The following is a 25,389-nucleotide window of genomic DNA, read 5'->3' as shown; positions in this document are numbered from 1 at the left end:
TAATCCATCAGGAGAAATCATGAATAACCGCTTAATTTGCCTGGAAGGCACCCTGGATTTTGAAGAAGAAATCCGCACGCAGTCGATCAACATCGTCTCTTTCCGTCAGGGACAGCAGATCACCATAAATCGTGACCAGCTTCCGGCTGGCCGCACTTTTGCACAACAAATGTCATTACAATTAGACAACGCACAAAAGATTTTTAATCAGTTCAGTTTTGTAAAAATGGATGAAATGAATGAAGGCGATTTATTTGCCGATACTATTCAGGTTATTTTCACCTTTATTACCAGCAACGGGCAGAAAGTCTGGCAGGTCACATTTGCAGCCTGCCTCGGCGGTAAAGAAATTATTAATTTTACTTCTGTATACCCTGATGAAGAAAGTATGAAAAACGAAGTCTGGAGATTACGACATTGTGTCACGCACTTTGTATTATCCGCAGAAAAATAAATTTTAAAACCAACTAAAAATAGAAGTAATTCTATATATTTCAAAATAGATAAAATGCAGAATTCCCCCATCGAAAGACAGCCGGACATTCCGGTTCTTTCGTGGCTTAGAGTAATCTTCACACGATTTTGTAAAACATTTTATTTACATAAAAAGGAAGAAATAAATGCGTGAATTAAACGTAATGGAAATTGAAGCAGTATCTGGTGCAGGTTTCCTTAGCGCAATTTCCAGCGCTATCTTTGGCGGTCTTGCAGCAGGCGGCCAAGGCGCAATCATCGGTGGTATGCACGGCGGTGACGGCGGCGGTATCCTGGGCTTTGGCGCAATCGGCCAGGGCGTAGGGATGATTGCTGGCGGCCTGATGGGCCTGGTCGGCGGTGCAATTGGAGGTTTCGTAATGGGTTGGGATGACCCTGACACTGTTAAATCACTGGTAACCCAGTGGGTTAGCAATACAAGCAGCGGTTCTTACAACGTAGCATAAGCTGATTAGTTTTAGCATATTGGTTGATACTTTCAGCCCTGGCACACCCGATGAAATCCATCAAGTGTGCTGATGATTAAGGTGCAGATTATTCTGCACCTTTTTCTTTTCTAATTCGCCCCTTACGGCTCTTCGATACTTTTACATATATACGTGGGGATCGTATCAATCATAAACAGATAGTTGTTATTTTCCTGCTGATCAATACGCATATAAATACTTTTATCCGGATAAACAAAAAAATTCGGTTCATGCTCACCCAGCCAGGCGTCATCTACATTATCATCCGGAAATTTAAGATTGTTTTTTGACGTCATAAAATAGACGTCACCTTCTTTATGCATCGTGAAGGATATTTTGCGGTTGAACACTTTATCGGGATGCGCTTGTGAACGTCCGTTAATACTGATAATTCCTGACGTACCGCGTACCGTATAGCTTAAAGAAACATCCACGTTGTCACCGGAATAATGCTGCGACAAACTGGCAGCGCAGGAGAAATTATCCAACGTGTTACTGTGCCAGAAGGAATAAATAATCGCCGCCACAACCCCTGCTCCCGCGACAGAGAACAGGATTTTGGCTTTACGGTTGAGCTTCATTTATTTATCCTCAAAGAAATAATCAGAAATGCAGGTATTCGGTTCCGTCATCGGTTTATCACAACGGATAACCGACGTTCTCGGCAGCAACGGCAAATGCGTCACGTAGACCCAGGGATAACTTTTGCAGCCGTCGGCGATCTGTTTGCTGCGTGCCAGTGCATTAGCCCGGGCCTCCGCTGAAATGATGCCGTCCGACAGAAAAATGTGGCAACCCTGCGTGGTTTTCAGAAAGTGATAATGTGAGAAAAACTGACCGTCGTCATTGCTACGCAAAGCCAGAACGGCAGCGCCAAGCATAAGGACGGCAATCAGGGCGCTGACACAGCCGGTCATCCACTGACGACGTGAACAACGGCGGGCCGGTTTGGCTTCTGCGACCGCCAAAGGCGGCAGTTCGGATGGCAGTTCGGGCGATACTTGCGCAGGCGTCTCTGCCGGTTCTCCGGATACCGGAAACGCTTTCTCACGTACGCCTTCCAGCTGCTGAAGGATCCTCAGTTCCTGGTTCAGCGACTGCTCATCGATAAAGTGCGCATTCTCATGACTGACTTCCACCAGCTGTTCTGTGGTCAGTTTTTTGATGTGCGTGCCGCTGGCCAGCGTTAAGCCGATGCGCGGAATAGTGACGACCGGATCGTCGGGCAGGCCAATCTTTTTTAACCCTTTCCGCAGAATAGAAATGTTCTGATAAAAGGTATTAGAAGACACCAGCATTCCCCGCTTTGCCCAAACGATATCCAGAAATTCGTGCTGAGGGACAATGGTTCCGGTTCTTTCAATCAATAACAGCAAACAACGCCCTGCCGGGGAATTTAATACGACGACATGGTCCGGATCATTGAGATCACGCAACGTGCTGGTAGCGGGGTGAAATTCAACAACACCGTTAATAATGTAATGATTATGCATACGTATGGGTAAAACTCCGTGGGTGCTCCCTGGGCGATCCACAGGGGCTCCATTGGTAAATAGCCGGCGCATTAACGCCCTGTCCCTTAATTAACCGTAAAGTCTGATAAGCAGAAATGAGAAGAACTCACTCAGGCGTAATTTGACGCATAAAATAAATAATGTATATCGCCGCTACTGGCGATTTGTCTCATTTTTCATGTTAGCCAGCCCTGCATGCTCTTAACCTGATTAAGCAATATTAATATCTTCCATTACGGCTCTTTCATTAAAGGGAGGTTATATTGACGCATAACAGTCCACAGACCTTTTCATAAGGTGTGATTTTTTATGAAGTTAAGCATAACCGTCTGAATGCTTTATGAAGCACATCCGTTTAAAAACATCAGACGTTATTCCCTATGAAAAATACTAAAAGCGATAATTAAGCATTTTTTAACGTTATCCCTTCGCGATAAAAGCCCGAAGCCCGCATCTTGACATTTACAAACCCTGACATATGGGACCCTTGAACGCGACAGACACGGATGTCCGTGCTGTTATGCCCGTTATTAAAGCGGCAAAGAGAAGAACCCAGTAATAATAAGGCCTAAGCCATTAAAACACTCATCATAACGCTTGTTTTCCGCCCGGTAAAAAAGCAAAGATTTCGTGCATTTTGTGAGGTTTAGTCAGTAAGGACGCGGGTTATTTGACAAACCGCTTTCGGGTTTTTACAAATCATTAATAAACTGCACAGTACACTTAAGATTATTCTGTATGATTATTCTTATACCAGAAAGGGAAAGAAAGCATAACAAAGGGAGCATTTAGCAGGCGCCACCTGCATTAAAAAGGAATACCTCTAAATAGGAAGATCTCAGACTCAAGGGTCATTACTAGGATATTTCTACGGATAACTCTGAACAATTTTAACGCGGAATGGTGATTTTTACTGCAATCTCACACTTTATCCAAAGACAGAGAATCCAAAAATTAACAGAAGGTGAGATTTATTCAGAAGATCATTCCGAAAAATCACCTATCATAAGTGAATAAATCCTATTTTCAGCCAGATTAATCATGTTGTTGATCGTTTATTAAAACATATTACATTAGCATTACCAATCGAGGGGATATTATGGAAAGCATATTTGAACCCGGGGGAATCACGGATATTGCATTAATGGGAGACGACCACTATGCCCGGCAGGGAATAGCCTCCTTATTGCAAATCATGGGTTCTAAATTAAGGATAAAAGCCTCTGTTCGTGATTATCAAGTTCTTGATATGGTTTTAGAAAAAACACGGATAGATCTCGTATTTCTCTCGGAACCTGAAAAATGTAACGCTGGCTTCGACACATTAAAGTTTATTAACAAAATCAAACTTAATCATCCGCATATGGTTATTTGCATGTACTCGGTACATACCAGTTCATTGTTATGGGTGCGCGGAGATGTCGATGCTTTTATTTCAATGAAAGAGCCGATGTATAACTGGCATGCAAACATTATGAAACTGGTGGATTCACGTTACCGGCCAAGTTCTAAACCTGCTGCGTTATCTCTGACGCCTATTGAGTGGAAAGTATTGAAAGAATTAAGAAACGGGCAGGACTTACGCCGCATCGCGGCAACGGAAAAACTCTCTTATCGTCGGGTCAGTGCATTAAAAAGCTCGGCGACAAGAAAACTCGGGCTCAGGAATAAGACAGATCTGCTGATTTTTCTAACCAGTTAATTCTGCCGTATTAAGAGCAACACTTAGCAATAAATTAAAAATGGAAATTTTAAGATGAAATTACAAGCCACTAAATCATTAATCGCTAAATCACTGATCGCGGCCACGCTGGTTTTCGCCGGTCAGGCCATGGCAGTCGATGAAACCCCGGTTCCGGTTGTCGTCGACGGCGGCACAGTTAACTTCAACGGCAGCGTCGTGACCGCCGCCTGTGCGCTGGGCAGCAACAGTGCCAACATTGACGTCGATATGGGTCAGGTGCGTACCGCCTCTCTGGCCACCGCGGGCAGCGTAGCCAGCACTTCAAAAAGCTTCTCTATCGTGCTGGAAGATTGCGACAGCACCGTTTCCACCACCGCAGCCGTGACCTTCACCGGTACCGCTGACGCCAACGACAGCTCAAGCCTGGCGGCGGGTTCTAACGGCGGCACCGGCACGGCGCAAAACGTTGCCATCCGTCTTTATGACGAAAAAGGCACCGTGGTAAACCTGGGCGAAGCCTCAAGCGCAACGGCCCTGCGTAACGGCGAGAACACCCTGAACTTCAGCGCGAAATACTATTCGCCGAAAGGGACGGCAACCGCCGGTGACGCAAGCGCCGTTGCGACTTACACGCTGACCTATCTGTAATTTTTAGTCTGTCATTACCGCGGTCCGGCCGGATGGCCGGACCTGATTCACCGCAAAAGGGAATTGCTATGCACAAGTTAGCTTCTTATGTCGTACTGGCCGCTTCACTCACGTCGTCAGCCGTTTATGCCGGGGGCGTAGGATTAGGCGCAACGCGGATGGTGTATTCCGCCGCCGCCAAACAGTCGTCAATGGATGTCAGAAATACCAGCAAGGATTCGCCATTTCTTATTCAGTCATGGGTAGAAAATGAATCCGGCAACCGGACAAATGATTTTGTTATTACGCCGCCGTTATATGTTTTAAAAGCGTCAACCGAAAGCGTCGTAAAAGTCATTTTTAACGGCAAACAATTGCCGGCAGATCGCGAAACGCTTTACTGGCTGACCGTCAAAGCGATTCCACAGGATGGAAAGCACGCCACCGGAAATACCTTACAGTTTGCTTCGGCGAACCGGATTAAAGTGTTTTACCGCCCTGAAGGGCTGAATGAAAATGTGAATGAAGCCTGGAAACGTGTCCGGGGAGAATTCCGTCAGGGGAAAATAAAGCTCAATAACCCGACACCTTATTACCTCACCACCGTGAATTTAACCGTGGACGGTAAAGCCGTAAACCCGGTAATGATCCCGCCGAAAGGCAGCGTCACGCTGGAAGAGTCTTTTGCCAGCGCCCATGATTTCAGCTACCAGACCATCAATGATTTCGGGGCCTGGACACCGGCGATGAGCTATCCGCTGGTGAAATAAGTTTCGAGTAAAGTCACCGGCAGCGGAAGCCGAAAAAATATAAAGTAAGGCGTAATATCGTGAAGGTTAAAATCGTTTGTGCCCTGGTTTCTTTAAACCTGATGGGAAGTGCTGTGTGCGCAGAAAACGATTTGCAATTTAATCCGGCATTTCTTAATGGTGAAGGATCTAATATTGCCGATCTTTCCTGGGTAAATGCGGGAGGTGAATTACCTCCGGGTGAATACAATATTAATGTTTACGTTAATAACAATTATGCATTCACCGGCAATATTACTTTTAATGTCGATAAAGAGAATGCGAAGTCCGCGCCAGCGCCCTGCTTAACGCCGGAACAAATTGACGCGATGGGCATTGATGCCGTGCAGGCTCAGGGCAAAGCCCTGCCGCTGACGCAAAAATGTTATTTCCTGAATCATTATTTTCCGGGAACGCAGATTGATTTCGACCAGAAAACGCTGACCGTGAATGTCTCCGTTCCGCAGCGTTTCATGCTGAATTTACCGCGCGGCTATGTCAGCCCGCAAAGCTGGGAACCGGGGATTACGTCGGCCTGGTTTAATTACGTGGTGAACGGTGCCAATAACCAGTATCAGGGCGAAAGCAGCGCCGACCGCGAGCAGCTGTTTGCCAGCCTGAACAGCGGCCTCAATCTGGGGGCGTGGCGTCTGCGTGATTTCACCACCTGGACCAAAGAAAACAACGAGCTGACGCACGTACAAACCTGGTTGCAGCGCGACTTGCCTGCCCTGCGCGCGCAATTTTATGCGGGCGAAACCTACACGTCGGCGCAGATCTTTGATTCCGTCAGCCTGCGTGGTGTGGCGCTCAGCACTGACGACAATATGCTGCCCGCCAGCCTGAGTGGTTACGCGCCGGAAATCCGCGGGATTGCACGCAGCAATGCAACGGTTACGGTGCGCCAGAACGGCAACATCATTTATCAGACGTCGGTATCAGCCGGGGAGTTTGTTTTAAAAGATTTATACCCGACGGCCTCAGGCGGCGATCTGTCAGTCACTATCACCGAAAACGACGGCAGCAAAACACAGTATTCCGTGCCGTTTGCCAGCGTGCCAAATCTGGTGCGCGCCGGGCAGTTTAAGTACTCGCTGGGTGCCGGGAAATTCCGCCCGACGTCCAGTCAGGGATCACCGGCGTTTATGCAGGGCGAGATGTTCTGGGGCTGGAAATATGGCCTGACATTCTACGGCGGCACGCAGTTATCGCAAGATTATACCGGCGTGGCGCTGGGCGTCGGGCAGAACATGGGCAGTTTCGGCGCGTACTCACTGGATCTGATCCACGCCCGCAGCACGCTGGCGGACGGCAACAGTTACAACGGGGATTCCGTGCGTCTGCGTTACAGCAAACTGATTAACGACGTCGGCACACGCCTGAATTTCTACTCATGGCGCTTCTCGACCGAAGGGTTTTATACCCTCAGCGATACGACCTACAAAGGCATGAACGGCGGGACATCGACGCAGGTGACGGAAAGCGACGGCACAATCACTACCAGTTACGAAAACGTGTACGACCTGAGAATGTCGCGTAAATCCAAAAATCAGCTGATGTTGTCGCAGCCGATGGAAAATCTGGGATCCGTTTCACTGTCGTGGGATCAGCAGACGTACTGGAACACGCAGAAATCGACGCAGGGCATTCAGTTCTCCTGGAACAATACGTTCAAAAACGTCTCGGTCGGGGTGAATTTCCAGCGCAGCACCAGCCTTTACGACAATCAGAAAGACAACATTGTGTCGCTGTCATTGTCGGTGCCGCTGGGCAATCCGGCACTCTCAACGCGGGCACGCTACAGCGCCACGCAGTCTGACTCCGGCGGCGCGACCAACAGCGTAGGCTTGAGCGGTTATGTGCCGGGTAAAGACAATTTGTATTACAGCGTGAACCAGCGTTACAGCAAACAGCAGCAATACGGCGGCGATACCGCGCTGCAATATCAGGGGCAATGGGGCGATTACAACCTCGGTTACAGCTACTCCGGCAACTCGCGCAATCTGAGTTACGGCATGAGCGGCGGCGCGGTATTGCATGAAAATGGCCTGACGCTCAGCCAGCCGCTGGGTAACACCAATATTCTGGTGAAAGCGCCCGGCGCGGCAAATGTCGCGATTCGCAATCACAAAGGGATTACAACCGACAGCCGCGGTTATGCGGTCATCCCTTACGCCACGCCTTACCGCGTTAACCGCGTGGAGCTGGATGTGACAACGACGGGCAATGACGTCGAACTGGATAACGCGGTGATCAATGCGACACCGACCGAAGGCGCGCTGGTCCGGGCGACCATTCCGACCCGCGTAGGCCTGAAAGCCATGCTGGTGATCCGCAACAAAAACGGCGTTTTGCCTTTCGGCACTGTGGTTTCGCTGCTGGATGCCAAAAACGACAGCAGCAGTATCGTCGGCGATAACGGCAGCCTGTATTTGTCCGGTTTGCCGGAAAGCGGTTCAGTGAGAGCCGTCTGGGGAACCGGCAACGGCAAATCCTGTACGGCGAAATATCAGCTGAACAAGCGTGATTACAATGCACAGACCGGCCTTTATTCACAGGAGGTGATATGCCAGTAATGTTACGTTTCGCCGGATTCGCCATGCTGGTCGGGCTGATTTCCACGCCGGTCAGCGCCTACGATGTGCTGGTGTCGGTGACCGGTTCGATTTACGGCAACACCTGCACGGTGTCGGCGGATTCAAAGGAAATCACGGTACCGCTGGGCACGGTGGCGACGCGCCAGTTCGGTGCGGACGGCGCAGTCAGCAACGTCAAAACGCCGTTTTCCATCAATCTGGAAGACTGTGGCCCGACGTTCTCCGGCGTCAAAATCTCGTTTACCGGTACGCCAGATCCGGGCAATCCGGAGTTTTTAAAAACCGAAGACAACGGCGCGACCGGCGTGGCCGTGCAGTTACTGGATAACCGCAGCACCGCTATTCCACTTGGCACGTCTACCGAAGCCTACGGGAGTGCGGGCGCGGAGACGGTGCAAATGAAGTTTTTCGCACGTCTGGTGGCAAACGGTGAAACCGTCAATCCCGGCAGTGTTTCTGCCGTGGCAACCTGGGTAATGGAGTACCAATAATGCGTTTATTTCTGATTTCGCTTGTATGGATGTGTTCGGCGACTGGCGTTTTAGCCGCAAGCTGGACATCTGACATCACACTCTCGCCACAACCGATGAGCTTCTCCGGCCCGGCGGATTCCGTCGTACCGGGTAAAATTATTGGCTCGACCTGGAGCGCGACGGCCAGCGTCGATGAAGTGGTCTGGTGCGGGCTGGTGTGGACCTGTAAGACCGGCACTATGGAGCCTGGCAGCGGCATGATTTCCACCGGCATGACCGTGGCGGTCGATGGTGCAAACTACACCGTTTTCGAAACCGGCGTGCAGGGCGTGGGCTTTATTCTCGGCCTGAAAGACTACAACGGCACCACCTATATGCCATTGCAAAGCGCGCAGACGCAGACTTATCCGGCTGCGGGCACCAGTGGTTATGCCACGAAGTTAGGCTGGTCGGCAAAAGTCACGTTCGTGAAAACCAGCCAGACGCTGGCGACCGGTGTTTACACCACCAAAACATTGAACGCGGCACTGCTGACGGTCAAAAATAACGAAACCGTCACGGCAAAAGTGATCATTAATCCGACGACGATTACGGTCAGCGCCACCGGCTGCACCGTGCTAACGAAAACCGCCAATGTCGATCTCGGCGCGGTAGATGTTCGTTCACTGCCCACGGTGGGCAGCACATCGCCGTCGGGCGGTTTCAACATTTCGCTGTCGTGCGACCAGCAGGTTTCCGTCAACGCGACGGTCAGCGATCAGACGCACCCGTCAAATTTCACTTCGGCGGTATCGCTGACGGCGGATTCCACCGCCTCCGGAATTGGCGTGCAGTTTCTGTATAACGGTACGCCGGTCACTCTCGGTAAGGATAGCTCTGCATCCGGCACACTGAATCAGTTCTTTATTCAGACCACGAGTACGGCGCAGACGCTGTCTCTTCCCTTTCAGGCGCGCTATATCCGCATGGGGGATGTCGTTCCAGGCACCGCTAATGCACTGGCCGGAATAACGTTTTCTTATCAGTAAGTGAGCGCTTACAACATATCTCTAAAAAGGCTTTCCTCTTTGGGGAAAGCCTTTCCGGCACAAAGCCTATGACCTAGCGATGGTCGTGGCGGTACAACTCCCATTCATCGATGTGTCTGCCGTCAGGGAAGACGCAATCCGTCCTGACGCCCTGCTGCGTTTCAATATTCACCGATCTGCCGCCTCTTTCATGGCAATACACCGCTGCCGGATTCGCCATTCCGGTCTGACGTCTTTGCGGTTCGTGATGATGATTCACGCAGCCCGACAGCGCTGCAACCATGATGATGAATAAGAGTTTTTTCATTCTGAGCCTTCGTGGAAAGAGTAAAACAACGCAGCGATTCTATTCCCCAACGCTTTCGATTATCTACTCATGGTTTCCTAAAAATGCGCCTCGTTTGGCCTGCGTTTTGATTTACAGCGGAACATTGACCGGGCTTATCGCTGAGGGCAATTTTTGCGTATAAACTTTGTCGGTCAATTCTTTTCCGGTTAATCGCTATGTCATTTTCGCAGTTTGTTCATCGGGTTCCCGTCAGTTTTTTCGGGATGGTTCTGGGGGTTTTCGGGCTGGGCAGCGCCTGGCGCTATGCCGCCACGCTGGGACTGGGGCCTGCCTGGCCGGGTGAAACGCTCATTTTTGCCGGAAGCTTTATCTGGCTAACGCTGGCGCTGGTTTATGCCGGCCGCTGCCTGACCGAACCGAAAGCCGTGCGCGAAGAGTTTCTCAATAATAATCAGTTCAGCTTCATCAGCTTACTGCCTGCGGGCGGCGTGCTGGTTTCGACAGGCTTGCATCCGTACAACCTGCTACTGGCGAACACGCTGATGATCGCCGGTGCCACCGGGCAACTGATATTTTCCGCCTGGCGTTGCGCCCCGCTCTGGCGCGGCGAATTTGCTTCAGAAGCCACCACACCCGGTTTTTATCTCCCGACGGTTGCCGCCAACTTTATCTGCGCCATGGCCTTCGGCACGACCGGACATCAGGATATCGGCGCGCTGTTTCTCGGCGCAGGGTTAATTTCATGGCTGACGCTCGAACCGGCGATCATCCACCGTCTGCGCACGCAGACAGAACTTTCCGGCCCGGCGCGTGGCGTGATTGGCGTCCAGCTCGCACCGGCATTTGTCGCCTGTTATGCGTGGCTCTGCGTGAACGGCAATCATTTTGATGTGTTCGCCCTGCTGCTGCTCGGTTACGGTTTGCTGCAACTCTTCTTTATGCTCCGGCTGATGCGATGGTTTTTTGCAGGCGGATTCAGCCCGTCGATGTGGGCCTTTTCGTTCGGTCTTTCAGCTATGGCAAACGCCTCTTTACGGCTGGCGCACAGCCGGCAGGTCATCGATATGCAGATTTTGTCATGGATTTTATTTTCCCTCGCCAACCTTCTGCTGGCCGGGCTTATCCTGAAAACGCTGTTATTGCTGGTGAGCGGCAGATTGTTGCCGGGGAAATAAGGTACCGCGTAAACACCCGATAGCTTTAAAAAAGCCGGGTGGCTCACATAAACGGAAAAATTTCGTGGCTAAGATAATTTGGCTTAAATCGAATGTCACTGGCAAGGAGGTGGGAATGGAAAGGTACCAAAACCGGGGAGGTAATTCGGGTATCGTCGCTTTTTTAACCACGGAAGATTCAATTACGGTGAAGTTTAAGGATGGCTGGCATTACATCTACAACTCCATTCGCCCCGGTTTGGCAGATGTGGACCGTATGAAAGCGATGGCGAAAGCAGGCAGTGGCCTCCATGGCTTTATCAACCGCAGGATCCGCAATAACTATTTCCACAAATACCACTAAACCACAGACACGAAAAAGGCGGCAAACGCCGCCTCTTCTGCTTATTGCTGTGACATCTTATTTATACAGTTCAGCGGTTCCGTGCATCTGGTTATTACCGGAAGCACCGATGATGCGGTATGAACTTGCACCGGCCTGCTCGGCTTTGGCATTCAGTTGTGATTGCAGGCTTGGCAGTGAACCGTACGTTGATGCGCTGACCACACCTAAAGTCTGCTGACCGGCAGGTGCGGATTGAACTTCAGTTGCTGCAAGAGTGGTGAATGAAGCGGTAGCCAGTGTCAGAGCGGCGATTGTCATTGCGATGTTTTTCATGATGTTAATTCCTGTTCGTTAAATTGGTTTGGGATGCCGTCTTCAGGAACCCCGGTTTCAGGTCAACGTTATTAATTAACGTTCGATAAGTAAATGATAATGGCTGATAAGACTTTGTGCAACAAATTTATTTAATGACCGTTAACTAAATGTGCGATCGCGTTCAGAAGCGGGCAGGAAGGGATAAACAGAAAGGAGGACGGCAGAGACGGTAAACGCTCTGCCGGAGAAAACAGTGTTTTTTCAGAAAAAGTGAATCCACAGAGCGGATATTGGCATCGCCAGCACCAGCGCGGGCAGCATATTGGCCACCGGGAAAATCTTAATACCGCAAATTCGAAAACCGGTCGCGAACATCAGTACACCGCCCACGGCGGAGAAATCCGCCTGCATGGCGGGGGTGGTCAGCGGCAGGATAAACACCGCGCCGTACGCCAGCAGCAGCTGGATGATTAATTGCGGAACCGCAACCACGGCGACGGCAAAACCGAGCGTAGTGGCAAAGATTGCCGCAGTGAACAAATCCAGGAACGATTTGGCGATCAGCACGCTGGTGTCGCCGGTCATGCCTTCGTGCATCGACCCGAAAATCCCGGTGCCACTGGCGCAGAACAACACAATGATCGCCACGTAGCTTTGCAGGAATTTCTCCTGAGATTCCTGATCGCCCGGATCGGATTTCACAAACACTTCAACCAGACTGCGGGCTTTGCTGCCCAGTTTGCCGATGCCTTTTTCCAGATAACACAGCTCACCGAGCAGCGCGCCGAGGATCACCGACAGCACCATCACCGGCATATGGCTGAGTTTTCCCACCAGAACGACGCCCATACACATGGAAGCCGCCCCGAAAATTAAGGGCATAGACGTGCGGATGCGCTCCGGCAGGCGGTTACTGAGCACCGCGCCGACGATACCGCCGATCAATACGGCTGAGCCGTTGATATAAGGTCCGATAATCACGAGTCATTACTCCTGGTCACTAACTTCATGTTTTCACCCCAGCGAAGCAAATCGGCACAGTCCAGATCCAGCAGACCCAGCGCGCGCGCCACGCTATGCGCAATAATGTCTTCAACACTTGTCGGCCTTGCGTACAGGGCAGGTACCGGCGGAAAAACAATTGCGCCGGATTCCGTCACCTGTTGCATGTTGCGCAGATGCCCCGCATGCAGCGGTGTTTCACGCACCATCAGTACCAGCCGGCGCCGTTCTTTTAACACGACGTCCGCCGCCCGCGTCAGCAGGTTATCCGTCAGGCCGGTCGAAATAGCCGCCAGAGTATGCATCGAACAAGGCGCCACCAGCATGCCGAGCGTACGGAATGATCCGCTGGCAATCGCCGCCCCCACCGCGCGGAACGGATAAACCACATCCGCCAGTTCCGCCACGTCCGCTTCAGTCAGCGTGGTTTCGTGTTCACGGTTGAGGTGCCCGGCCGGGGAAATCACCAGGTGCGTTTCCACATCCAGCTGGCGCAGGTAACGCAATGCCTGAACACCATAAGAGAACCCTGACGCGCCGCTGATCCCGACGATAACGCGGGGTTTCTGTGGTGCCTTTAATGCAGACCCTGACATGCTGTTTCCTTATTGCTTATTTAGTAAAGCCCGGGATAAAGCGGTTTACGTCCACTTCGAGGAACTCGCTGCGGTGGAAATTCGCTTTCAGGTTATAAGGTACTGTGCAGTCGAAAATGGTTTTGCAGGCAATACCGTGGTCACGCACCGACGGGCTGAACGCCGGATCGGATGACGGATCGAGCGGATGGCAGCGCACGCCAGGAATAAAGATGGTGCTGACATCGCCCTGATAGCGGGTCGTCATCGCCCAGATCACGTCATTGAGATCAAAGATATCGACATCTTCATCCACCAGCATGACGTGTTTAAGCTCGGAGAACGCCGAAAACGCCAGCAGTGCCGCCTGACGCTGACGACCTTCGTCAGCCGCAAAACGTTTTTTCACCTGCAATACCGCCAGGTATTTACCGGTACCCGGAGACGGGCAGTGAACGTTCTGCACAAAGCCCGGCAATGCGCGTTCAACCATCTGCAAGATACTGGCTTCTGTCGGAATGCCTGCCATATTGGTGTGTTCATCACTCGGCCCGATACAGGTTTGCAGGATCGGATGGCGGCGGTGAGTGATCGCTTTCACTTTAATCACAGGCACTTCGGCTTGCGCGGCACCGGTATAACCCGGGAACTCAGGCATCGCTTTGCCGGTATTGGTGTTCTGGTCTTCGCGAACGCGGTAGTTCGGCAGCAATTCACCTTCAATCACAACTTCGGCGTTAGCGATACCGCGCGCATTCACGGTCAGACAATCCACCAGTTCTACAGCCTGATTGCGCAGACTGCCCGCGATGGACAGTTCGTCAAAGCCCAGCGGCGTGGTTGGCGGCTCAAAGCACGCACCGATTTCAATCGCCGGATCCACACCGATGCTGATTGAAATTGGTAATGGTTTACCGGCCGCTTCTGCTTTCTGACGGAATACGTCCAGATGACGGCCCGGCACGAAATACATGGAGATTTCGTCTTTGCTCTGCACGCACAGGCGGTGAATGGTGACGTCATGCTCGCCGGTTTCCGGGTCGGAGGCGTAGCACATGCCGAGGGTGAAATACGGACCGGCATCTTCCGGCGTATTGGTCGGCGCTGGCAGGATTTTCAGGATATCGAAATCCGGGTCGGTCGCCAGATGAACCACTTCCTGACACACCGCTTTTTCGCGTGGAATGACGATGGGCGGAATAGGATTCGATACGGAATCTTTCAGCATAAACGCCAGGTTTTCCGGCGTGGTACCGAACAGGCGAGCCACGCGTTTACGTGAAGACAGCAGGCCAATCAGCACCCGCATATCGTTATAACCTTTGACCTTATTAAAAATCATCGCCGGACCGATTTGGGTCGGACGTTTAACGGTGCCGTGGGCGCCTACGTAGCGGTATACACCGGATAACTCCGCGATCGGATCCACGGGTTCATCGGTGTAGATCAGTTCGTCGTCGTACTGGCTTAAGACCTCCAGTGCGGAACGGAGATCAGTCACTTTTTTTTGTTCTTCAGACATCTCAATGGCCCTTAATGTCAGGTAATCGGGGGTGCAGCGGAATGTGCTTCTTTGCCGTTGCCCGGTCAGTTTGCAAAGAATCGGTGATAAGAGTCCAATAACATTACCCGGCTCTTTGATAAGGGATTATTATGAGAAAAACGACGCGGAGAACGTATGGATTACCGACAATTACACTCATTTGTGGTGCTGGCAGAAGTGCTGCATTTTGGTAAAGCCGCCCTGCAACTCAACATCGCGCAGCCAGCACTAAGCCAGCACATCAAGACGCTCGAACAGTCGCTGGGGATCCCGCTTTTTACTCGCGACAAGCGCCATGTAGCGCTGACTTTCGAGGGACAACAGCTGGTGGAAGAAGCGAAAATTGCCATCAACCATTACAAAAAATTTCTCGAAAATGCGCGCAGTTTACGGCAGGGTTTTAAAGGACAACTGAAGCTCGGCTACGTCGGATCATCGATTCTGGACCCGGCACTGGCGATGTTAATTAATGGTTACCGCAAGAAAAAACCGGATATTGAGATCGTTATTGAAGAACATAACGTACACGAGCAGCTAACACTTCTGCTCAACTATCAACTTGATATCGCCCTCGTCCGGTCGCCGGTACCGCAGTACCCGGAGCTGGAATATCTCGACGTCGCGACACGCCCGCTGATTGCCGTTCTCCCGCGTAATCATCCGCTGGCCGCCGGTCAGAAAATCGCCCTTTCATCACTTTCCGAATGCCCTTTCCTTATCCAGAGCGATCCGCCCGGCGTCGGCCTTGGCTGGTCAGCGATGAACGCCTGCCAGCAAGCCGGATTTGTCCCGCAGAAAATTCAGTTTACGCGGGATGTGTCAGTGGCTATCGGGCTGGTCTCGATGGGAATGGGCGTCACGCTGGTGCCGGAAACGCAGAGATCGGTGATGATCCCCGACGTGAACTACTGCTTCCTGACCGACTCAGGCGCAACATCCACCCTGACCCTGAGCTGGCAGCGACACCAGAAAAATAAAGCTCTGGCAGATTTTATTCGTTATGCGAGGGAGCTGACGGTATAGGCATAATTGGGAATGAATACGAGAAGCGGCAGCGATTTTATCTGTCATTTACTTTATCGAACAGGCTTACTCATACACATAAATAATTTTTCAGACCTTATAAATCAATAAAATATATAAATTATCGATGGCACAAACTGCCTTGTAGAAGGGCTTTTTACGCGCTTATTTTGAGCTTCTAATTTCTTATTTTTGTCGTGTAAAAAGGAGCTTTGAAATGGCAATACCAGCGTATTTGTGGTTAAAGGATGACGGCGGTGCTGATGTTAAAGGGTCGGTGGATGTACACAACCGCGAGGGAAGTATTGAAGTCCTTAGTTTCACCCATGGTCTGCATATCCCCACCGATGGAAACACGGGAAAGCTAACGGGAACACGCATCCATGGTGCTTTCACCATTGGCAAAGAGTTCGACAGATCATCGACATATCTTTATAAAGCCGTTGCTACCGGCCAGACTTTAAAATCAGCTGAGTTAAAATGGTATCAGATCAATGATACAGGTCAGGAAGTTGAATATTTCAGCATGTTCCTTGAAAAATTGAAGATCGTTTCCGTTATTCCTGTCATGAATCACTGCAAAGATCCCAACTCTATTCATCTGAATCATATGGAATATATTGATATCAGATACGAGAAAATAACGTGGCGACACAGTGATGGTAATCTGATTTACGCAGATGCCTGGAATGAAAGAGTGACAGCCTGATGTCCCGTCTCTCTTTTGATGGCTCATCTCACACACTTTCGCTTCTTGCTGATGATGGAATATCAATTAAAAGCTGGAGTGCTTACAACAATGTCGATTCTCATGCGACATTGCGCCACGTAAATAATGGTACATATCAGTTTCAGGACAGAAGCTCCCCACACTCTCATACAGCAAACCCAAATGGTTCCTATGGTTCTTATGGAATTATCAGATTTGATGTTCCTGGCCATCCCGGTATCGGAATTCATTCAGGCCGGGCAAATGCACGTCATCTTCCGGGGCCACAACATCCAACAATGGGTTGCATCCGCACGTCTGACGAAGCAATGAGATACCTTAAAGAGCATATGTCGGGTCATCCTCTCTCCACTATTGAGATTCTTAACAATAGTGGCCCTTCCGCCGCAGGCTCAACCCAAAGAAATGAGAACAGGGAATATCAGGGAGTCCGGATGGAATTTATATGAAAGCATTCACCGCGATATTGTCACTCGCCCTTCTAACAGGAACAGCTCACGCAAAAATCTGCACTGAGAATGAAGCCACAGCAGCGGATTTAGCCATCGATAATCTGAGTAACTGGAAAGCTATTTACGATAATTACACCGCTTACAAACAGTGTGATGACGGAAGCATTGCGGAAGGAAATTCAGAAGCAATTGCGAGAATGTTCGCAGATAAATGGAAGGAGACCAGGAAGCTACAATCGCTCATTGATCGAGATTCAACATTTGAGGAATACGTTCTGAGGCATATTGATTCAACACTTGATACGAATGACCTGACTAATATTGCCAAATTGTCGTCCCAGTATTGCCCGACCAGTAACAAACCGTTTTGCAGTAAACTTTTCAGTGCGGTTCAGGCTGTGGAAAAACAGGATTAACAGAAGGCTAAAAACGGCAGAGATTTTGACCTGCCGTTTGAAAACCACTTAACGTTTATTCGGCGCACGAACCGGTCGTGAAATCAAATTACCCTGCCGGTCAAAATAACGGCTCGGCCAGACGGTATGCGGCAATACGCCAATAGCCTGACAGATGATAATTTCACCTTTTGGCCACGGTCTGGAAAGTGCGTTGGAAAGCGTGGATGAACTCAGCCCCGCTGCGCGGGAAACCGCTGCCAGCGTGGTGCCTTTCTTGCGAAGTGCCGCGATGATGTCGGCGGGATGCCAGTCGTTGGAAGTATTCATGGATTGCTCCTTCAGATAGTTACTCACTACCACAGGAGCTGCGAAACCCATTGGTGGTAGCCCAGACGAGGTTCGCAGTACCGGTTCTGAAGGCTACCGGCCAGCCCGAGGGCTGCCCCGCCTGAGCCACCATTGAGATATTGCGTGCAGCAAGAGGCCGCATTTTCAATAGTTGCGTCAAAGCGACGGCACTCTCAACGTGAGGTGCCGCCTTCAGATTACACGAGCTGCGAAACTCGGCTGTGGATTTGGCCACAGCGAGTCCATTATATCGGAAATCACCAAAGCTGACCAAGTAAGTCGTTGAAGTTGCGAGGTTGGTTCCAAGAAGTTTTTATGGAGGAAATACTTATTAACTACAGGTTTAAAATTATTATAATTCATCTAAATCATTAATTCCAAAATGGAACTCTAATCCTCGGTAGATTTTTTTTAAATTTTTATCCTTATCAGGTGTTGTAAGACCGCAATTAAAAAAACCGATGCAGCCAGATAAAATAGCCTTTGCTACAAGTTGGCTATATACATTCCTATTTATAGATTCAGAAGTTCGGTAAATGGATAAATTCCCATGGACTATATCCGACCGTAAGTCATACATTTCCTGAGAGACATCAATCCACTTATCAAACTCACCGTAATAAACAGCGACTAGAGCTGCAACTCTATTCCTAAAGTTACGCGAGGTAATCCCGCTATTTTTCTCAGAAGTCAAACTAACAAGTCTTTCCATTGCAGCAGTTAATTTTACTATACAAAAAGCTTCATCTTTATCATTCAAGGCACTATTAAACGTATAAATAGAGTCAATCAATCTATCAGCAATAACCCTATCACTAGAGGGATCCAATGCTAAACTAATCAACGTTGATAAAACATTACCAATTTCGGATTTAAAGTCTTCTTGAAATTTACCCCAAAAAATATTGCTCCATAATATTCTCCCCCGACTTGAAAAGTTGTAATCAAACTTACCGCCATCAATTTCCTTGAAATAAAATCCATCATACTTTGGTTGAGGGTTGAATGATAAAGATACAAAATCATGAGAAATACCGTAATGTTCGCTGAAAAGTTGAAGAATCCCCACGATAAAATCAGCAATATTTTTAGCTACTTTTTCTCTCAAAAAATTAGATCTTTTAGTGACAATAACTTTTAAAAAGTGTTCGTAAGCGTATTTATTACTTTCACAAAAAGAAATAGCATTATCGATTATATATTTTTCATGCAGAATGTTAGCTCTATCAAAAATAGAATTTTTAGTGCAAATCTTGGCGTTTCCAATATTTAGATCCCCTTCTAAACCTAATGCCAAAATCGGGAAATAGAAAATTTCAGCATCCATTTTCTTAAATGACTTTTTAATGGCCTTATCGATTAATTTTGAGTAAGATCTGTTTTCGTCAACAACTTTATTGTTTAGTATTAACAAATAAAACTCTTCGCGTAAAAATGTAGAAAGCTCTCCAAGAGTAATATGGTTAGCTAAACGATTTGAATTTATTTGCCTTCTTGATATTTCTAAAAATTTATCATAAGCCTTATATGATAATTTAAGTTGAGGGTAACTCTTTGTTCTATCTCTAATATAAACATTCTCTGGCACATCAATAATCATGCCAATACTGCCAAATTTCCCATCATACTCTTTATTGAACTCATCAATAAAAATCCCTTGGGATAAATTTTCTTGAATTCGCAGGTATTCAGAATAAATGAATTTAAAGTCAACTATATCTTGTTTGGTTGCACCCATTAAAACCAACCTTGGTAAATATAATTACTAACTAAATTTAATTGATATGTAAGATACTATAACTATATTAAGAACTAATACCAGTAATTTTCTTATGAGAAGTCATATGAGCTTGACATGCCAAATTAACTGAGAGAATCAGAGATTTTGCATTAAAAATAGCTGCTCTACCCACTGAGCTATATCGGCTTTTTAAGGGATTGGCGGGGGCTACGGGGCAGCAACTTATTCCTTACCTAAGGCGTCCGTCGAGACTCTGAAAGTACGTCTGGCGTGATCTTAATCACCCTGCATACGTTATGGCTATTATGTTTGTTTTGGCGTGAAAAAGCGGGCTGAGAACAACCAGACATCGCCGGAGCGTGGAGTATTAACGTTTTGATATTTCTGGGATTGGGTCTGAAAAATGGTGCCGACTACCGGAATCGAACTGGTGACCTACTGATTACAAGTCAGTTGCTCTACCTACTGAGCTAAGTCGGCTTTTTGAAGTGTTACCGGGGAACTACGGGGTGCTAAATTAGTGAAATCTGACGCTGCCGTCAACCCCCTGAAAGTGCGTTTGCTGGTTTTCTCATCAAATGACGCAAAATAGGAAATTTCCACCGGTTTCATAGGGTTGAAACCGGTGTAAAAAGGGTCACGGACGCACTAAATCGTCGCCATAACCAATCCATTTATAGGTCGTCAGGGCTTCTAATCCCATCGGGCCGCGGGCGTGCAGTTTTTGTGTACTGACTGCGACTTCTGCGCCTAAACCGAATTGCCCCCCGTCGGTGAAACGGGTGCTGGCGTTGACGTAGACCGCCGAGGAATCCACTTCACGCACAAAACGGTCGGCGGCGCTGATGGAACGGGTGAGGATCGCGTCGGAATGTTCGGTACCGTAGGTGCGGATATGCGCCACGGCGGCGTCCAGATCGGCGACGACGGTGACGTTCAGATCCAGCGACAACCATTCGTCCTGATAATCCTCTTCGGTCACAGCCAGCACTTTCGCCGGGCCATTTTGCAGATGCGGCATGGCGGATTCACTGGCATGAAGCGTTACGCCCGCACGGTGCATACGGCCACTCAGCTCCGGCAGGAAACGTTCCGCAATCGCCTGATGAACCAGCACGGTTTCGAGGCTGTTACAGGCGCTCGGACGCTGCACTTTCGCGCTTTCAATCACGGTGAGTGCTTTGTCGAAATTCACGCTTTCATCCACAAACGTATGGCATACACCGATACCGCCGGTGATCACCGGAATGGTGGACTGTTCGCGGCACAGTTTGTGCAGCGCCGCGCCACCGCGTGGGATCAGCATGTCGACGTATTTATCCAGACGCAGCAGTTCTGCCACCAGCGCGCGATCCGGGCTCTCGATGGCCTGAACGGCGGCTTTTGGCAGGCCACATTCTTCCAGCGCCAGTTGGATCACTTTGACCGTCGCCTGATTGGTGTGATGCGTTTCTTTCCCGCCACGCAGGATAACGGCGTTACCGGTTTTCAGGCACAGGCTGGCGACGTCGATAGTGACGTTCGGCCGCGCTTCATAAATCACGCCAATCACGCCCAGTGGTACGCGGCGGCGTTCGAGACGCAAACCGCTGTCCTGCTGAGAACCGTCAATCACCTGCCCGACCGGATCGCTCAGGCGGCAGACATCGCGCACGTCGCTGGCGATGGCGGATAAGCGCGCAGGCGTCAGCAGCAGGCGATCGAGTAATGCTTCGCTCATGCCGCTTTCGCGGGCGGCGGCCATATCCAGTTCATTGGCAAGAATAATGCTCTGGCTGTTGGCCTCGAGCATGTCAGCCATCAGCATCAGCGCGCGGTTTTTCTGCGCGGTGCTGAGGGTGGAGAGCTGCCAGGACGCGGCTTTCGCGGCCCTGCCCATCTCGTTAAGCATGTGTAACTCCTTAACTGACAATCATGTCGTCACGGTGAACGGCAACCGGGCCGTATTCGTAACCGAGAATTTCGCTGATCTGCTGAGAGTGATGACCGGCAATCATGCGCATCGCATCGCTGTTATAGCGGCTGACGCCGTGCGCGAGGTCACGCCCGTTCAGGTTACGGATGCGGATCACTTCGCCACGCGAGAAATCGCCTTTCACTTCGCGGATACCTTTGGGCAGCAGGGAACTGCCGCGCTCCATCATGGCGGCAACCGCGCCGTCGTCGATGGTGATTTCACCGGCTGGCGGTGCGCCGAAGATCCAGCGTTTACGGTTCTCCAGCGGCGTTTCCATAGCGTGGAAACGCGTACCGACGGAAATGCCGTTAATCACATCGCCAATCACGCCCGGCAGGTTGCCTGCGGCAATGATCGTGTCGACACCCGCACGACACGCGACATCTGCGGCTTGCAGTTTGGTTGCCATTCCGCCGGTTCCGAGGCCGGAAACGCTGTCACCCGCCACGCCACGCAGTTCATCATCAATCGTCATGACTTCGCGGATCAGTTCGGCTTCAGGATTGGTACGCGGATCGGCAGTAAACAGGCCGCTCTGATCGGTCAGCAGTAACAGTTTGTCGGCACCGGCCAGAATCGCAGCCAGCGCCGAGAGATTGTCGTTATCGCCGACTTTAATCTCTGCGGTGGCGACGGCATCATTCTCGTTGATCACCGGCACGATATGGTTATCGAGCAACGCGTGCATCGTGTCGCGGGCGTTCAGAAAACGCTCGCGATCTTCCATATCGGCACGGGTCAGCAGCATCTGACCAATATGGATACCGTAAATCGAAAACAATTGCTCCCAGAGCTGGATTAAACGGCTTTGCCCGACGGCAGCCAGCAGCTGTTTGGAAGCAATGGTGGCGGGGAGTTCGGGGTAGCCAAGATGTTCACGCCCGGCAGCAATCGCGCCCGACGTTACAATCACAATCCGGTGCCCTGCCGCATGTTGTTGCGCGCACTGGCGGACAAGCTCAACAATGTGAGCACGGTTGAGGCGGCGTGAACCGCCAGTGAGCACGCTGGTGCCCAGTTTTACAACCAGTGTCTGACTGCCACTCATTAGTCTTTCCATTAAGGTGAAATAAGGAATGCTTCGTTGTCTTTGTAACAGGGGAGAAGCGTTATGCCAACCGGCATAACGCTATAATAGCAGCATTCAGTATGGGAATGGGTAGTACAGAAGGTGTCAGGCGGAGAGCTTCACCGGTTCTTCGCTGAAATCATCAGCAGGTTCCAGTTTGAGCGACATCTCTTCGATCATGGTGTTGAGTTTTTTGTGAAACCCTTTCAGGGTCGTCTCAAGCTTCTCACGCACTTCAGCATCTTTAATGTTTTGTGCCTTCCAGATGCCGTCTTTATCGAACAAACCAAACTGATAAGTATAGGTAAAACGTTCAACTTCGGCTTGTAACTCAATCCACCAACCCCAGAATTCACGCTTCTCCGGCGCGGGTTTCACGTTCACACAGACCGCTAAGCAGTCAAAGAAAAAGCGGTCGTTCTCGCATTTCCCTTCTCTAATGTACGGCCCGAGTGTACCGAAACGTTTCATTAGCCTGCTTTTAGGATGACCACTTGGTAACGTCATTGTACAACCTCCATAGAAAGACGATCCTTTTTAGCAAACCGTTAAGAATTAGCAACCATTAAGTTAGCGCATGTGCTTTTCCAGCCACCCACAAATTTCGTGTAAAGCGCTGTCAAAGTGCTGGTAAAGCGGTTCACTTTTGATGGTTAAAATCTTGCCTTCGGCGGAAGAATCCGCAATCAGCCTGGCTTCGCTCTTCGGGCTGAAGATATCGCTTTCCCAGTAGGCGGCGAGCATTGGCGTCGGTGTTCTACGCCCTAACAACCCCTGAGTTTTCAGAGAATATCGATTAAGTTCGGTTTTCAGCGCGGAATCCGACGCCGTCGACATTCCGATGCGGCTCGCCAGCACGTCCATGTACATATCCGGCACCTGTTCCTGACATTTCGGGTCGCTCAGCAGCGAATGCACCAGCGCGCCCAGCGTCGCCACAGCCCGCACGCGGCGCGGCTCGAGATACGCCAGCCGCACGGCGACGTTCGCCCCAAAGCGATAACCCAGCAGGCTGACGCGGCTCGCATCCACCCACGGCACATCAGAAAGCTGCATGAGAACCTGCTGATGCAGGAAGCTGGTGTCCTGCGTCAGTTTCCATTTTGAGGAAAAACCGATCGACGGCATGTCGATGGTGAGCATCGCAATGCCCATCGGCGCGAGATAAGAGCGGAACAGGCGCTGATGGTCACTTTGCAACGTGTCCAGACCGCCGCAAACCATAACCGTTGGGAACGGCGCTTTGCCTTCGTTCGGCAGATGCAGGAAGCCGGTGATCGGCGCACCGCCCGGGATTTTGAATTCCAGCTCTTTCAGATCATACGGTGAATGTTCGGAGGATTTCTCAAACGCTTTATTGGCCAGCGCTTCCGCCTGCTCCGCCAGCGTATCGCCTTTCAGATGCGGATAACCGGCAATGCTGTAAAGGTTAGCGGCTTTCAGCCAGTATTCGCTGGCAAGATTGGCGTCTTTTTCATCGGCGGCTTTTTGCTGCCACTGCATGGCCTGATTCGACCATTCATAAATCCAGTTACCGTTGCGATAGCCAATAACAGTATCAAGCAATAACGGGTCGCTATGTTCAGCCTGAGAAACGGCAATGCGCGAAAGCACTTCTTCCACTTCCAGCGGATCAACGCCGCGCCACATCCACATCAGACGGTTGATTGTCCGGTACCAACAATTCACGGTATCCCCTTCCAGCGCTGAGTGCATCGGCGGGTGCGTATTGTGATGATGAACGCGATGAACCAGTGTCGAAGTTTCCGGATATTTGAATGACGGTTTGAACAGTTTTTCCGTGAGATTGGCTGGAGCCATGATGCAAGGTCCTCCGTTAGCAAGCAGCTTTTCGCCCGCAGGCGAACGTTTCAGGCAGGGATTATAACCCGCCCACGTTGCGACAAGACAGGAGTGAGGTCAAGCGGAAAGGATTTCAAGTCAACAAAAGCAAAACGCCCGGCGATTAGCCAGGCGTTTTTATAAAGCAGAGAGGATCATTTTCCTACAAGAGGCGGTACAAACACCACGCCCATATCCCACGGCTGTTCAATCCAGGTATTCTGCGGGATGTCTACGACATAATCGTCAACCAGCGGCGCACCGGCAGGTTTAGCGAAGATGGTGATGAAATGCGCTTTCGGATACATCTCGCGGATTGCTTTTGCGGTGCCGCCGGTATCGACCAGATCGTCAATTACGATGAAACCTTCACCGTCGCCTTCTGCGCGTTTCAGCACTTGCATTTCGCGCTGATTGTCATGGTCGTAGCTGGAGATACATACGGTATCCACATGACGGATGCACAGTTCGCGAGCCAGTAACGCTGCCGGAACCAGACCGCCACGGCTGACGGCAATAATGCCTTTCCATTGTTCTGCCGGCAGCAGGCGTTTAGCCATTGTGCGGGCGTGGATTTGCAGCATGTCCCAGGTTACAACGTATTTTTCGCTCATAAAGGTATCCCAGCCAGTGAATTGACGGCTTCTAAAAATTTAAACCCTAAATAATTCGGATTGCAGGAAGGCGGCAAGTGAACGAATCCCGATGAGCTGACATAAGTCAGTGATTCGGGTGAGCGAACGCGGCCAACGCATCTGCAATTTGAAGTATGACGGGTGTATTCGGGGGAAAAAGGTTGCGCGAGATTATAGTGAGTCCGGTTCACAAAAACCAGCGATTATAGTACCGCCAGCCCGCAAAAAACCCGGATTTTCTCCCCGCGCCCGCGCACAGGTTAAGATTAAGTGATATTCTGTCAGGCCACTCGCCAC

The 25,389-nt window shown here is 50.2% G+C and carries 29 protein-coding genes and 1 tRNA gene; 14 read left to right on the top strand and 16 right to left on the bottom strand.

All coding sequences use genetic code 11. The features are described 5' to 3' along the window. Nucleotides 1-19: 19 nt before the first annotated feature. Nucleotides 20-454, top strand: coding sequence for a DcrB-related protein (locus tag ACLBVC_RS19290; RefSeq protein ID WP_410150963.1), 435 nt, complete (start codon nucleotides 20-22; stop codon nucleotides 452-454). Between the two features lie 166 nt (nucleotides 455-620). Beyond that, entirely contained in the window at nucleotides 621-941 is a 321-nt protein-coding gene (locus tag ACLBVC_RS19285; RefSeq protein ID WP_410150962.1) for a colicin V synthesis protein, read from the top strand. A 122-nt stretch (nucleotides 942-1,063) separates the two neighbouring features. Here ACLBVC_RS19285 and ACLBVC_RS19280 read toward each other — a convergent pair whose 3' ends face one another. Next, nucleotides 1,064-1,543 (bottom strand): hypothetical protein, encoded by a 480-nt coding sequence (locus ACLBVC_RS19280; RefSeq protein WP_410150961.1) that lies wholly within the window; start codon nucleotides 1,541-1,543, stop codon nucleotides 1,064-1,066. Then, the gene (locus tag ACLBVC_RS19275) at nucleotides 1,544-2,455 is read right to left on the bottom strand and encodes a transcriptional regulator (protein WP_410150960.1); all 912 of its coding nucleotides are present in this window, start codon (nucleotides 2,453-2,455) and stop codon (nucleotides 1,544-1,546) included. Between the two features lie 1,120 nt (nucleotides 2,456-3,575). Between ACLBVC_RS19275 and ACLBVC_RS19270 the strand changes: the two genes are divergently transcribed. The 6 genes from ACLBVC_RS19270 (at nucleotide 3,576) to ACLBVC_RS19245 (ending at nucleotide 9,673) form a co-directional block, all read left to right on the top strand. Next, nucleotides 3,576-4,178, top strand: a complete 603-nt coding sequence (locus ACLBVC_RS19270; RefSeq protein WP_410150959.1) for a helix-turn-helix transcriptional regulator — start codon at nucleotides 3,576-3,578, stop codon at nucleotides 4,176-4,178. A 129-nt stretch (nucleotides 4,179-4,307) separates the two neighbouring features. Further along, on the top strand, nucleotides 4,308-4,808 hold the full coding sequence (locus ACLBVC_RS19265; RefSeq protein ID WP_452598899.1) for a fimbrial protein: 501 nt from the start codon (nucleotides 4,308-4,310) through the stop codon (nucleotides 4,806-4,808). A 68-nt stretch (nucleotides 4,809-4,876) separates the two neighbouring features. Then, nucleotides 4,877-5,557: a fimbrial biogenesis chaperone gene (locus ACLBVC_RS19260; protein ID WP_410150957.1), complete on the top strand. Its 681-nt coding sequence runs from the start codon at nucleotides 4,877-4,879 to the stop codon at nucleotides 5,555-5,557. A 59-nt stretch (nucleotides 5,558-5,616) separates the two neighbouring features. Next, nucleotides 5,617-8,151, top strand: coding sequence for a fimbria/pilus outer membrane usher protein (locus ACLBVC_RS19255; protein WP_410150956.1), 2,535 nt, complete (start codon nucleotides 5,617-5,619; stop codon nucleotides 8,149-8,151). After that, nucleotides 8,142-8,663, top strand: a complete 522-nt coding sequence (locus ACLBVC_RS19250; RefSeq protein WP_410150955.1) for a fimbrial protein — start codon at nucleotides 8,142-8,144, stop codon at nucleotides 8,661-8,663. The genes ACLBVC_RS19255 and ACLBVC_RS19250 overlap by 10 nt, the downstream gene beginning before the upstream one ends. Beyond that, nucleotides 8,663-9,673: a fimbrial protein gene (locus ACLBVC_RS19245; RefSeq protein WP_410150954.1), complete on the top strand. Its 1,011-nt coding sequence runs from the start codon at nucleotides 8,663-8,665 to the stop codon at nucleotides 9,671-9,673. The genes ACLBVC_RS19250 and ACLBVC_RS19245 overlap by 1 nt, the downstream gene beginning before the upstream one ends. A 73-nt stretch (nucleotides 9,674-9,746) precedes the next feature. Here the strand turns inward: ACLBVC_RS19245 and ACLBVC_RS19240 are convergent, their stop codons facing one another. Beyond that, nucleotides 9,747-9,980 carry a putative hemolysin gene (locus ACLBVC_RS19240; RefSeq protein WP_195815433.1) on the bottom strand — a complete coding sequence of 78 codons (234 nt, stop codon included), beginning with the start codon at nucleotides 9,978-9,980 and terminating at the stop codon, nucleotides 9,747-9,749. A 197-nt stretch (nucleotides 9,981-10,177) separates the two neighbouring features. On the opposite strand from ACLBVC_RS19240, the gene tehA reads away from it, so the two are divergent. Further along, nucleotides 10,178-11,137 carry a dicarboxylate transporter/tellurite-resistance protein TehA gene (tehA, locus tag ACLBVC_RS19235; RefSeq protein ID WP_410150953.1) on the top strand — a complete coding sequence of 320 codons (960 nt, stop codon included), beginning with the start codon at nucleotides 10,178-10,180 and terminating at the stop codon, nucleotides 11,135-11,137. A gap of 64 nt (nucleotides 11,138-11,201) precedes the next feature. Continuing rightward, nucleotides 11,202-11,480, top strand: coding sequence for a hypothetical protein (locus tag ACLBVC_RS19230; protein ID WP_410150952.1), 279 nt, complete (start codon nucleotides 11,202-11,204; stop codon nucleotides 11,478-11,480). Between the two features lie 57 nt (nucleotides 11,481-11,537). On the opposite strand, the gene bhsA is transcribed toward ACLBVC_RS19230, so the two are convergent. The 4 genes from bhsA to ACLBVC_RS19210 all read right to left on the bottom strand — a co-directional run bounded on the left by bhsA (nucleotide 11,538) and on the right by ACLBVC_RS19210 (nucleotide 14,876). Beyond that, nucleotides 11,538-11,795 carry a multiple stress resistance protein BhsA gene (gene bhsA, locus ACLBVC_RS19225; protein ID WP_410150951.1) on the bottom strand — a complete coding sequence of 86 codons (258 nt, stop codon included), beginning with the start codon at nucleotides 11,793-11,795 and terminating at the stop codon, nucleotides 11,538-11,540. Nucleotides 11,796-12,038: 243 nt separating this feature from the next. Continuing rightward, nucleotides 12,039-12,758, bottom strand: coding sequence for a DUF554 domain-containing protein (locus tag ACLBVC_RS19220; protein WP_410150950.1), 720 nt, complete (start codon nucleotides 12,756-12,758; stop codon nucleotides 12,039-12,041). After that, nucleotides 12,755-13,375: a UbiX family flavin prenyltransferase gene (locus ACLBVC_RS19215; RefSeq protein ID WP_410150949.1), complete on the bottom strand. Its 621-nt coding sequence runs from the start codon at nucleotides 13,373-13,375 to the stop codon at nucleotides 12,755-12,757. Before ACLBVC_RS19215 ends, ACLBVC_RS19220 begins: the two co-directional genes overlap by 4 nt. Nucleotides 13,376-13,391: 16 nt before the next feature. Continuing rightward, on the bottom strand, nucleotides 13,392-14,876 hold the full coding sequence (locus tag ACLBVC_RS19210) for a UbiD family decarboxylase (RefSeq protein WP_410150948.1): 1,485 nt from the start codon (nucleotides 14,874-14,876) through the stop codon (nucleotides 13,392-13,394). Nucleotides 14,877-15,032: 156 nt separating this feature from the next. Between ACLBVC_RS19210 and ACLBVC_RS19205 the strand changes: the two genes are divergently transcribed. The 4 genes from ACLBVC_RS19205 (at nucleotide 15,033) to ACLBVC_RS19190 (ending at nucleotide 17,518) form a co-directional block, all read left to right on the top strand. After that, nucleotides 15,033-15,920 carry a LysR family transcriptional regulator gene (locus ACLBVC_RS19205; RefSeq protein ID WP_410150947.1) on the top strand — a complete coding sequence of 296 codons (888 nt, stop codon included), beginning with the start codon at nucleotides 15,033-15,035 and terminating at the stop codon, nucleotides 15,918-15,920. Between the two features lie 217 nt (nucleotides 15,921-16,137). Then, a complete protein-coding gene (locus tag ACLBVC_RS19200; RefSeq protein WP_410150946.1) occupies nucleotides 16,138-16,629 on the top strand; it encodes an Hcp family type VI secretion system effector in 492 nt (163 codons plus the stop codon). After that, nucleotides 16,629-17,099, top strand: a complete 471-nt coding sequence (locus tag ACLBVC_RS19195; protein WP_410150945.1) for a L,D-transpeptidase family protein — start codon at nucleotides 16,629-16,631, stop codon at nucleotides 17,097-17,099. Before ACLBVC_RS19200 ends, ACLBVC_RS19195 begins: the two co-directional genes overlap by 1 nt. Next, on the top strand, nucleotides 17,096-17,518 hold the full coding sequence (locus ACLBVC_RS19190; protein ID WP_410150944.1) for a hypothetical protein: 423 nt from the start codon (nucleotides 17,096-17,098) through the stop codon (nucleotides 17,516-17,518). The genes ACLBVC_RS19195 and ACLBVC_RS19190 overlap by 4 nt, the downstream gene beginning before the upstream one ends. 48 nt (nucleotides 17,519-17,566) lie before the next feature. Here ACLBVC_RS19190 and ACLBVC_RS19185 read toward each other — a convergent pair whose 3' ends face one another. The 9 genes from ACLBVC_RS19185 to gpt all read right to left on the bottom strand — a co-directional run bounded on the left by ACLBVC_RS19185 (nucleotide 17,567) and on the right by gpt (nucleotide 25,071). Continuing rightward, complete coding sequence (locus ACLBVC_RS19185; protein WP_410150943.1) at nucleotides 17,567-17,827, bottom strand: helix-turn-helix domain-containing protein; 261 nt, start codon at nucleotides 17,825-17,827, stop codon at nucleotides 17,567-17,569. Between the two features lie 19 nt (nucleotides 17,828-17,846). Then, nucleotides 17,847-18,122, bottom strand: a complete 276-nt coding sequence (locus ACLBVC_RS19180; RefSeq protein WP_410150942.1) for an ash family protein — start codon at nucleotides 18,120-18,122, stop codon at nucleotides 17,847-17,849. Nucleotides 18,123-18,200: 78 nt separating this feature from the next. Next, the gene (locus tag ACLBVC_RS19175; protein WP_410150941.1) at nucleotides 18,201-19,586 is read right to left on the bottom strand and encodes a hypothetical protein; all 1,386 of its coding nucleotides are present in this window, start codon (nucleotides 19,584-19,586) and stop codon (nucleotides 18,201-18,203) included. A 407-nt stretch (nucleotides 19,587-19,993) separates the two neighbouring features. Continuing rightward, nucleotides 19,994-20,069: transfer RNA gene (locus ACLBVC_RS19170), tRNA-Thr, on the bottom strand. A gap of 157 nt (nucleotides 20,070-20,226) precedes the next feature. Then, nucleotides 20,227-21,480 carry a glutamate-5-semialdehyde dehydrogenase gene (gene proA / locus ACLBVC_RS19165; RefSeq protein WP_410150940.1) on the bottom strand — a complete coding sequence of 418 codons (1,254 nt, stop codon included), beginning with the start codon at nucleotides 21,478-21,480 and terminating at the stop codon, nucleotides 20,227-20,229. A 10-nt stretch (nucleotides 21,481-21,490) separates the two neighbouring features. Next, the gene (gene proB, locus ACLBVC_RS19160) at nucleotides 21,491-22,594 is read right to left on the bottom strand and encodes a glutamate 5-kinase (RefSeq protein ID WP_410150939.1); all 1,104 of its coding nucleotides are present in this window, start codon (nucleotides 22,592-22,594) and stop codon (nucleotides 21,491-21,493) included. Between the two features lie 126 nt (nucleotides 22,595-22,720). Further along, a complete protein-coding gene (gene crl / locus ACLBVC_RS19155; protein ID WP_410150938.1) occupies nucleotides 22,721-23,122 on the bottom strand; it encodes a sigma factor-binding protein Crl in 402 nt (133 codons plus the stop codon). A gap of 63 nt (nucleotides 23,123-23,185) precedes the next feature. Continuing rightward, nucleotides 23,186-24,436: an esterase FrsA gene (gene frsA, locus ACLBVC_RS19150; RefSeq protein WP_410150937.1), complete on the bottom strand. Its 1,251-nt coding sequence runs from the start codon at nucleotides 24,434-24,436 to the stop codon at nucleotides 23,186-23,188. Between the two features lie 176 nt (nucleotides 24,437-24,612). Beyond that, nucleotides 24,613-25,071, bottom strand: coding sequence for a xanthine phosphoribosyltransferase (gpt, locus tag ACLBVC_RS19145; protein WP_056781475.1), 459 nt, complete (start codon nucleotides 25,069-25,071; stop codon nucleotides 24,613-24,615). Nucleotides 25,072-25,389 lie beyond the last annotated feature (318 nt).

This window comes from Rahnella selenatireducens (assembly GCF_046449555.1).
Classification (GTDB): Bacteria; Pseudomonadota; Gammaproteobacteria; order Enterobacterales; family Enterobacteriaceae; genus Rahnella; species Rahnella selenatireducens.
The sequence above is the reverse complement of the archived record's forward strand: the minus strand, read 5'-3'. Positions and strand labels throughout refer to the sequence as shown.

Excerpts from the sequence above, each read along its gene's own strand:
- tehA (WP_410150953.1), top strand. The coding sequence starts at position 10,178 with ATGTCATTTTCGCAGTTTGTTCATCGGGTTCCCGTCAGTTTTTTCGGG.
- proB (WP_410150939.1), bottom strand. The coding sequence starts at position 22,594 with ATGAGTGGCAGTCAGACACTGGTTGTAAAACTGGGCACCAGCGTGCTC.
- ACLBVC_RS19285 (WP_410150962.1), top strand. The coding sequence starts at position 621 with ATGCGTGAATTAAACGTAATGGAAATTGAAGCAGTATCTGGTGCAGGT.
- ACLBVC_RS19240 (WP_195815433.1), bottom strand. The coding sequence starts at position 9,980 with ATGAAAAAACTCTTATTCATCATCATGGTTGCAGCGCTGTCGGGCTGC.
- ACLBVC_RS19185 (WP_410150943.1), bottom strand. The coding sequence starts at position 17,827 with ATGAATACTTCCAACGACTGGCATCCCGCCGACATCATCGCGGCACTT.
- proA (WP_410150940.1), bottom strand. The coding sequence starts at position 21,480 with ATGCTTAACGAGATGGGCAGGGCCGCGAAAGCCGCGTCCTGGCAGCTC.
- ACLBVC_RS19175 (WP_410150941.1), bottom strand. The coding sequence starts at position 19,586 with ATGGGTGCAACCAAACAAGATATAGTTGACTTTAAATTCATTTATTCT.
- ACLBVC_RS19215 (WP_410150949.1), bottom strand. The coding sequence starts at position 13,375 with ATGTCAGGGTCTGCATTAAAGGCACCACAGAAACCCCGCGTTATCGTC.
- ACLBVC_RS19200 (WP_410150946.1), top strand. The coding sequence starts at position 16,138 with ATGGCAATACCAGCGTATTTGTGGTTAAAGGATGACGGCGGTGCTGAT.
- ACLBVC_RS19250 (WP_410150955.1), top strand. The coding sequence starts at position 8,142 with ATGCCAGTAATGTTACGTTTCGCCGGATTCGCCATGCTGGTCGGGCTG.
- ACLBVC_RS19265 (WP_452598899.1), top strand. The coding sequence starts at position 4,308 with ATGGCAGTCGATGAAACCCCGGTTCCGGTTGTCGTCGACGGCGGCACA.
- bhsA (WP_410150951.1), bottom strand. The coding sequence starts at position 11,795 with ATGAAAAACATCGCAATGACAATCGCCGCTCTGACACTGGCTACCGCT.
- ACLBVC_RS19195 (WP_410150945.1), top strand. The coding sequence starts at position 16,629 with ATGTCCCGTCTCTCTTTTGATGGCTCATCTCACACACTTTCGCTTCTT.
- ACLBVC_RS19270 (WP_410150959.1), top strand. The coding sequence starts at position 3,576 with ATGGAAAGCATATTTGAACCCGGGGGAATCACGGATATTGCATTAATG.
- ACLBVC_RS19190 (WP_410150944.1), top strand. The coding sequence starts at position 17,096 with ATGAAAGCATTCACCGCGATATTGTCACTCGCCCTTCTAACAGGAACA.
- ACLBVC_RS19205 (WP_410150947.1), top strand. The coding sequence starts at position 15,033 with ATGGATTACCGACAATTACACTCATTTGTGGTGCTGGCAGAAGTGCTG.
- ACLBVC_RS19210 (WP_410150948.1), bottom strand. The coding sequence starts at position 14,876 with ATGTCTGAAGAACAAAAAAAAGTGACTGATCTCCGTTCCGCACTGGAG.
- ACLBVC_RS19280 (WP_410150961.1), bottom strand. The coding sequence starts at position 1,543 with ATGAAGCTCAACCGTAAAGCCAAAATCCTGTTCTCTGTCGCGGGAGCA.
- ACLBVC_RS19275 (WP_410150960.1), bottom strand. The coding sequence starts at position 2,455 with ATGCATAATCATTACATTATTAACGGTGTTGTTGAATTTCACCCCGCT.
- ACLBVC_RS19260 (WP_410150957.1), top strand. The coding sequence starts at position 4,877 with ATGCACAAGTTAGCTTCTTATGTCGTACTGGCCGCTTCACTCACGTCG.
- ACLBVC_RS19290 (WP_410150963.1), top strand. The coding sequence starts at position 20 with ATGAATAACCGCTTAATTTGCCTGGAAGGCACCCTGGATTTTGAAGAA.
- ACLBVC_RS19245 (WP_410150954.1), top strand. The coding sequence starts at position 8,663 with ATGCGTTTATTTCTGATTTCGCTTGTATGGATGTGTTCGGCGACTGGC.
- crl (WP_410150938.1), bottom strand. The coding sequence starts at position 23,122 with ATGACGTTACCAAGTGGTCATCCTAAAAGCAGGCTAATGAAACGTTTC.
- frsA (WP_410150937.1), bottom strand. The coding sequence starts at position 24,436 with ATGGCTCCAGCCAATCTCACGGAAAAACTGTTCAAACCGTCATTCAAA.
- gpt (WP_056781475.1), bottom strand. The coding sequence starts at position 25,071 with ATGAGCGAAAAATACGTTGTAACCTGGGACATGCTGCAAATCCACGCC.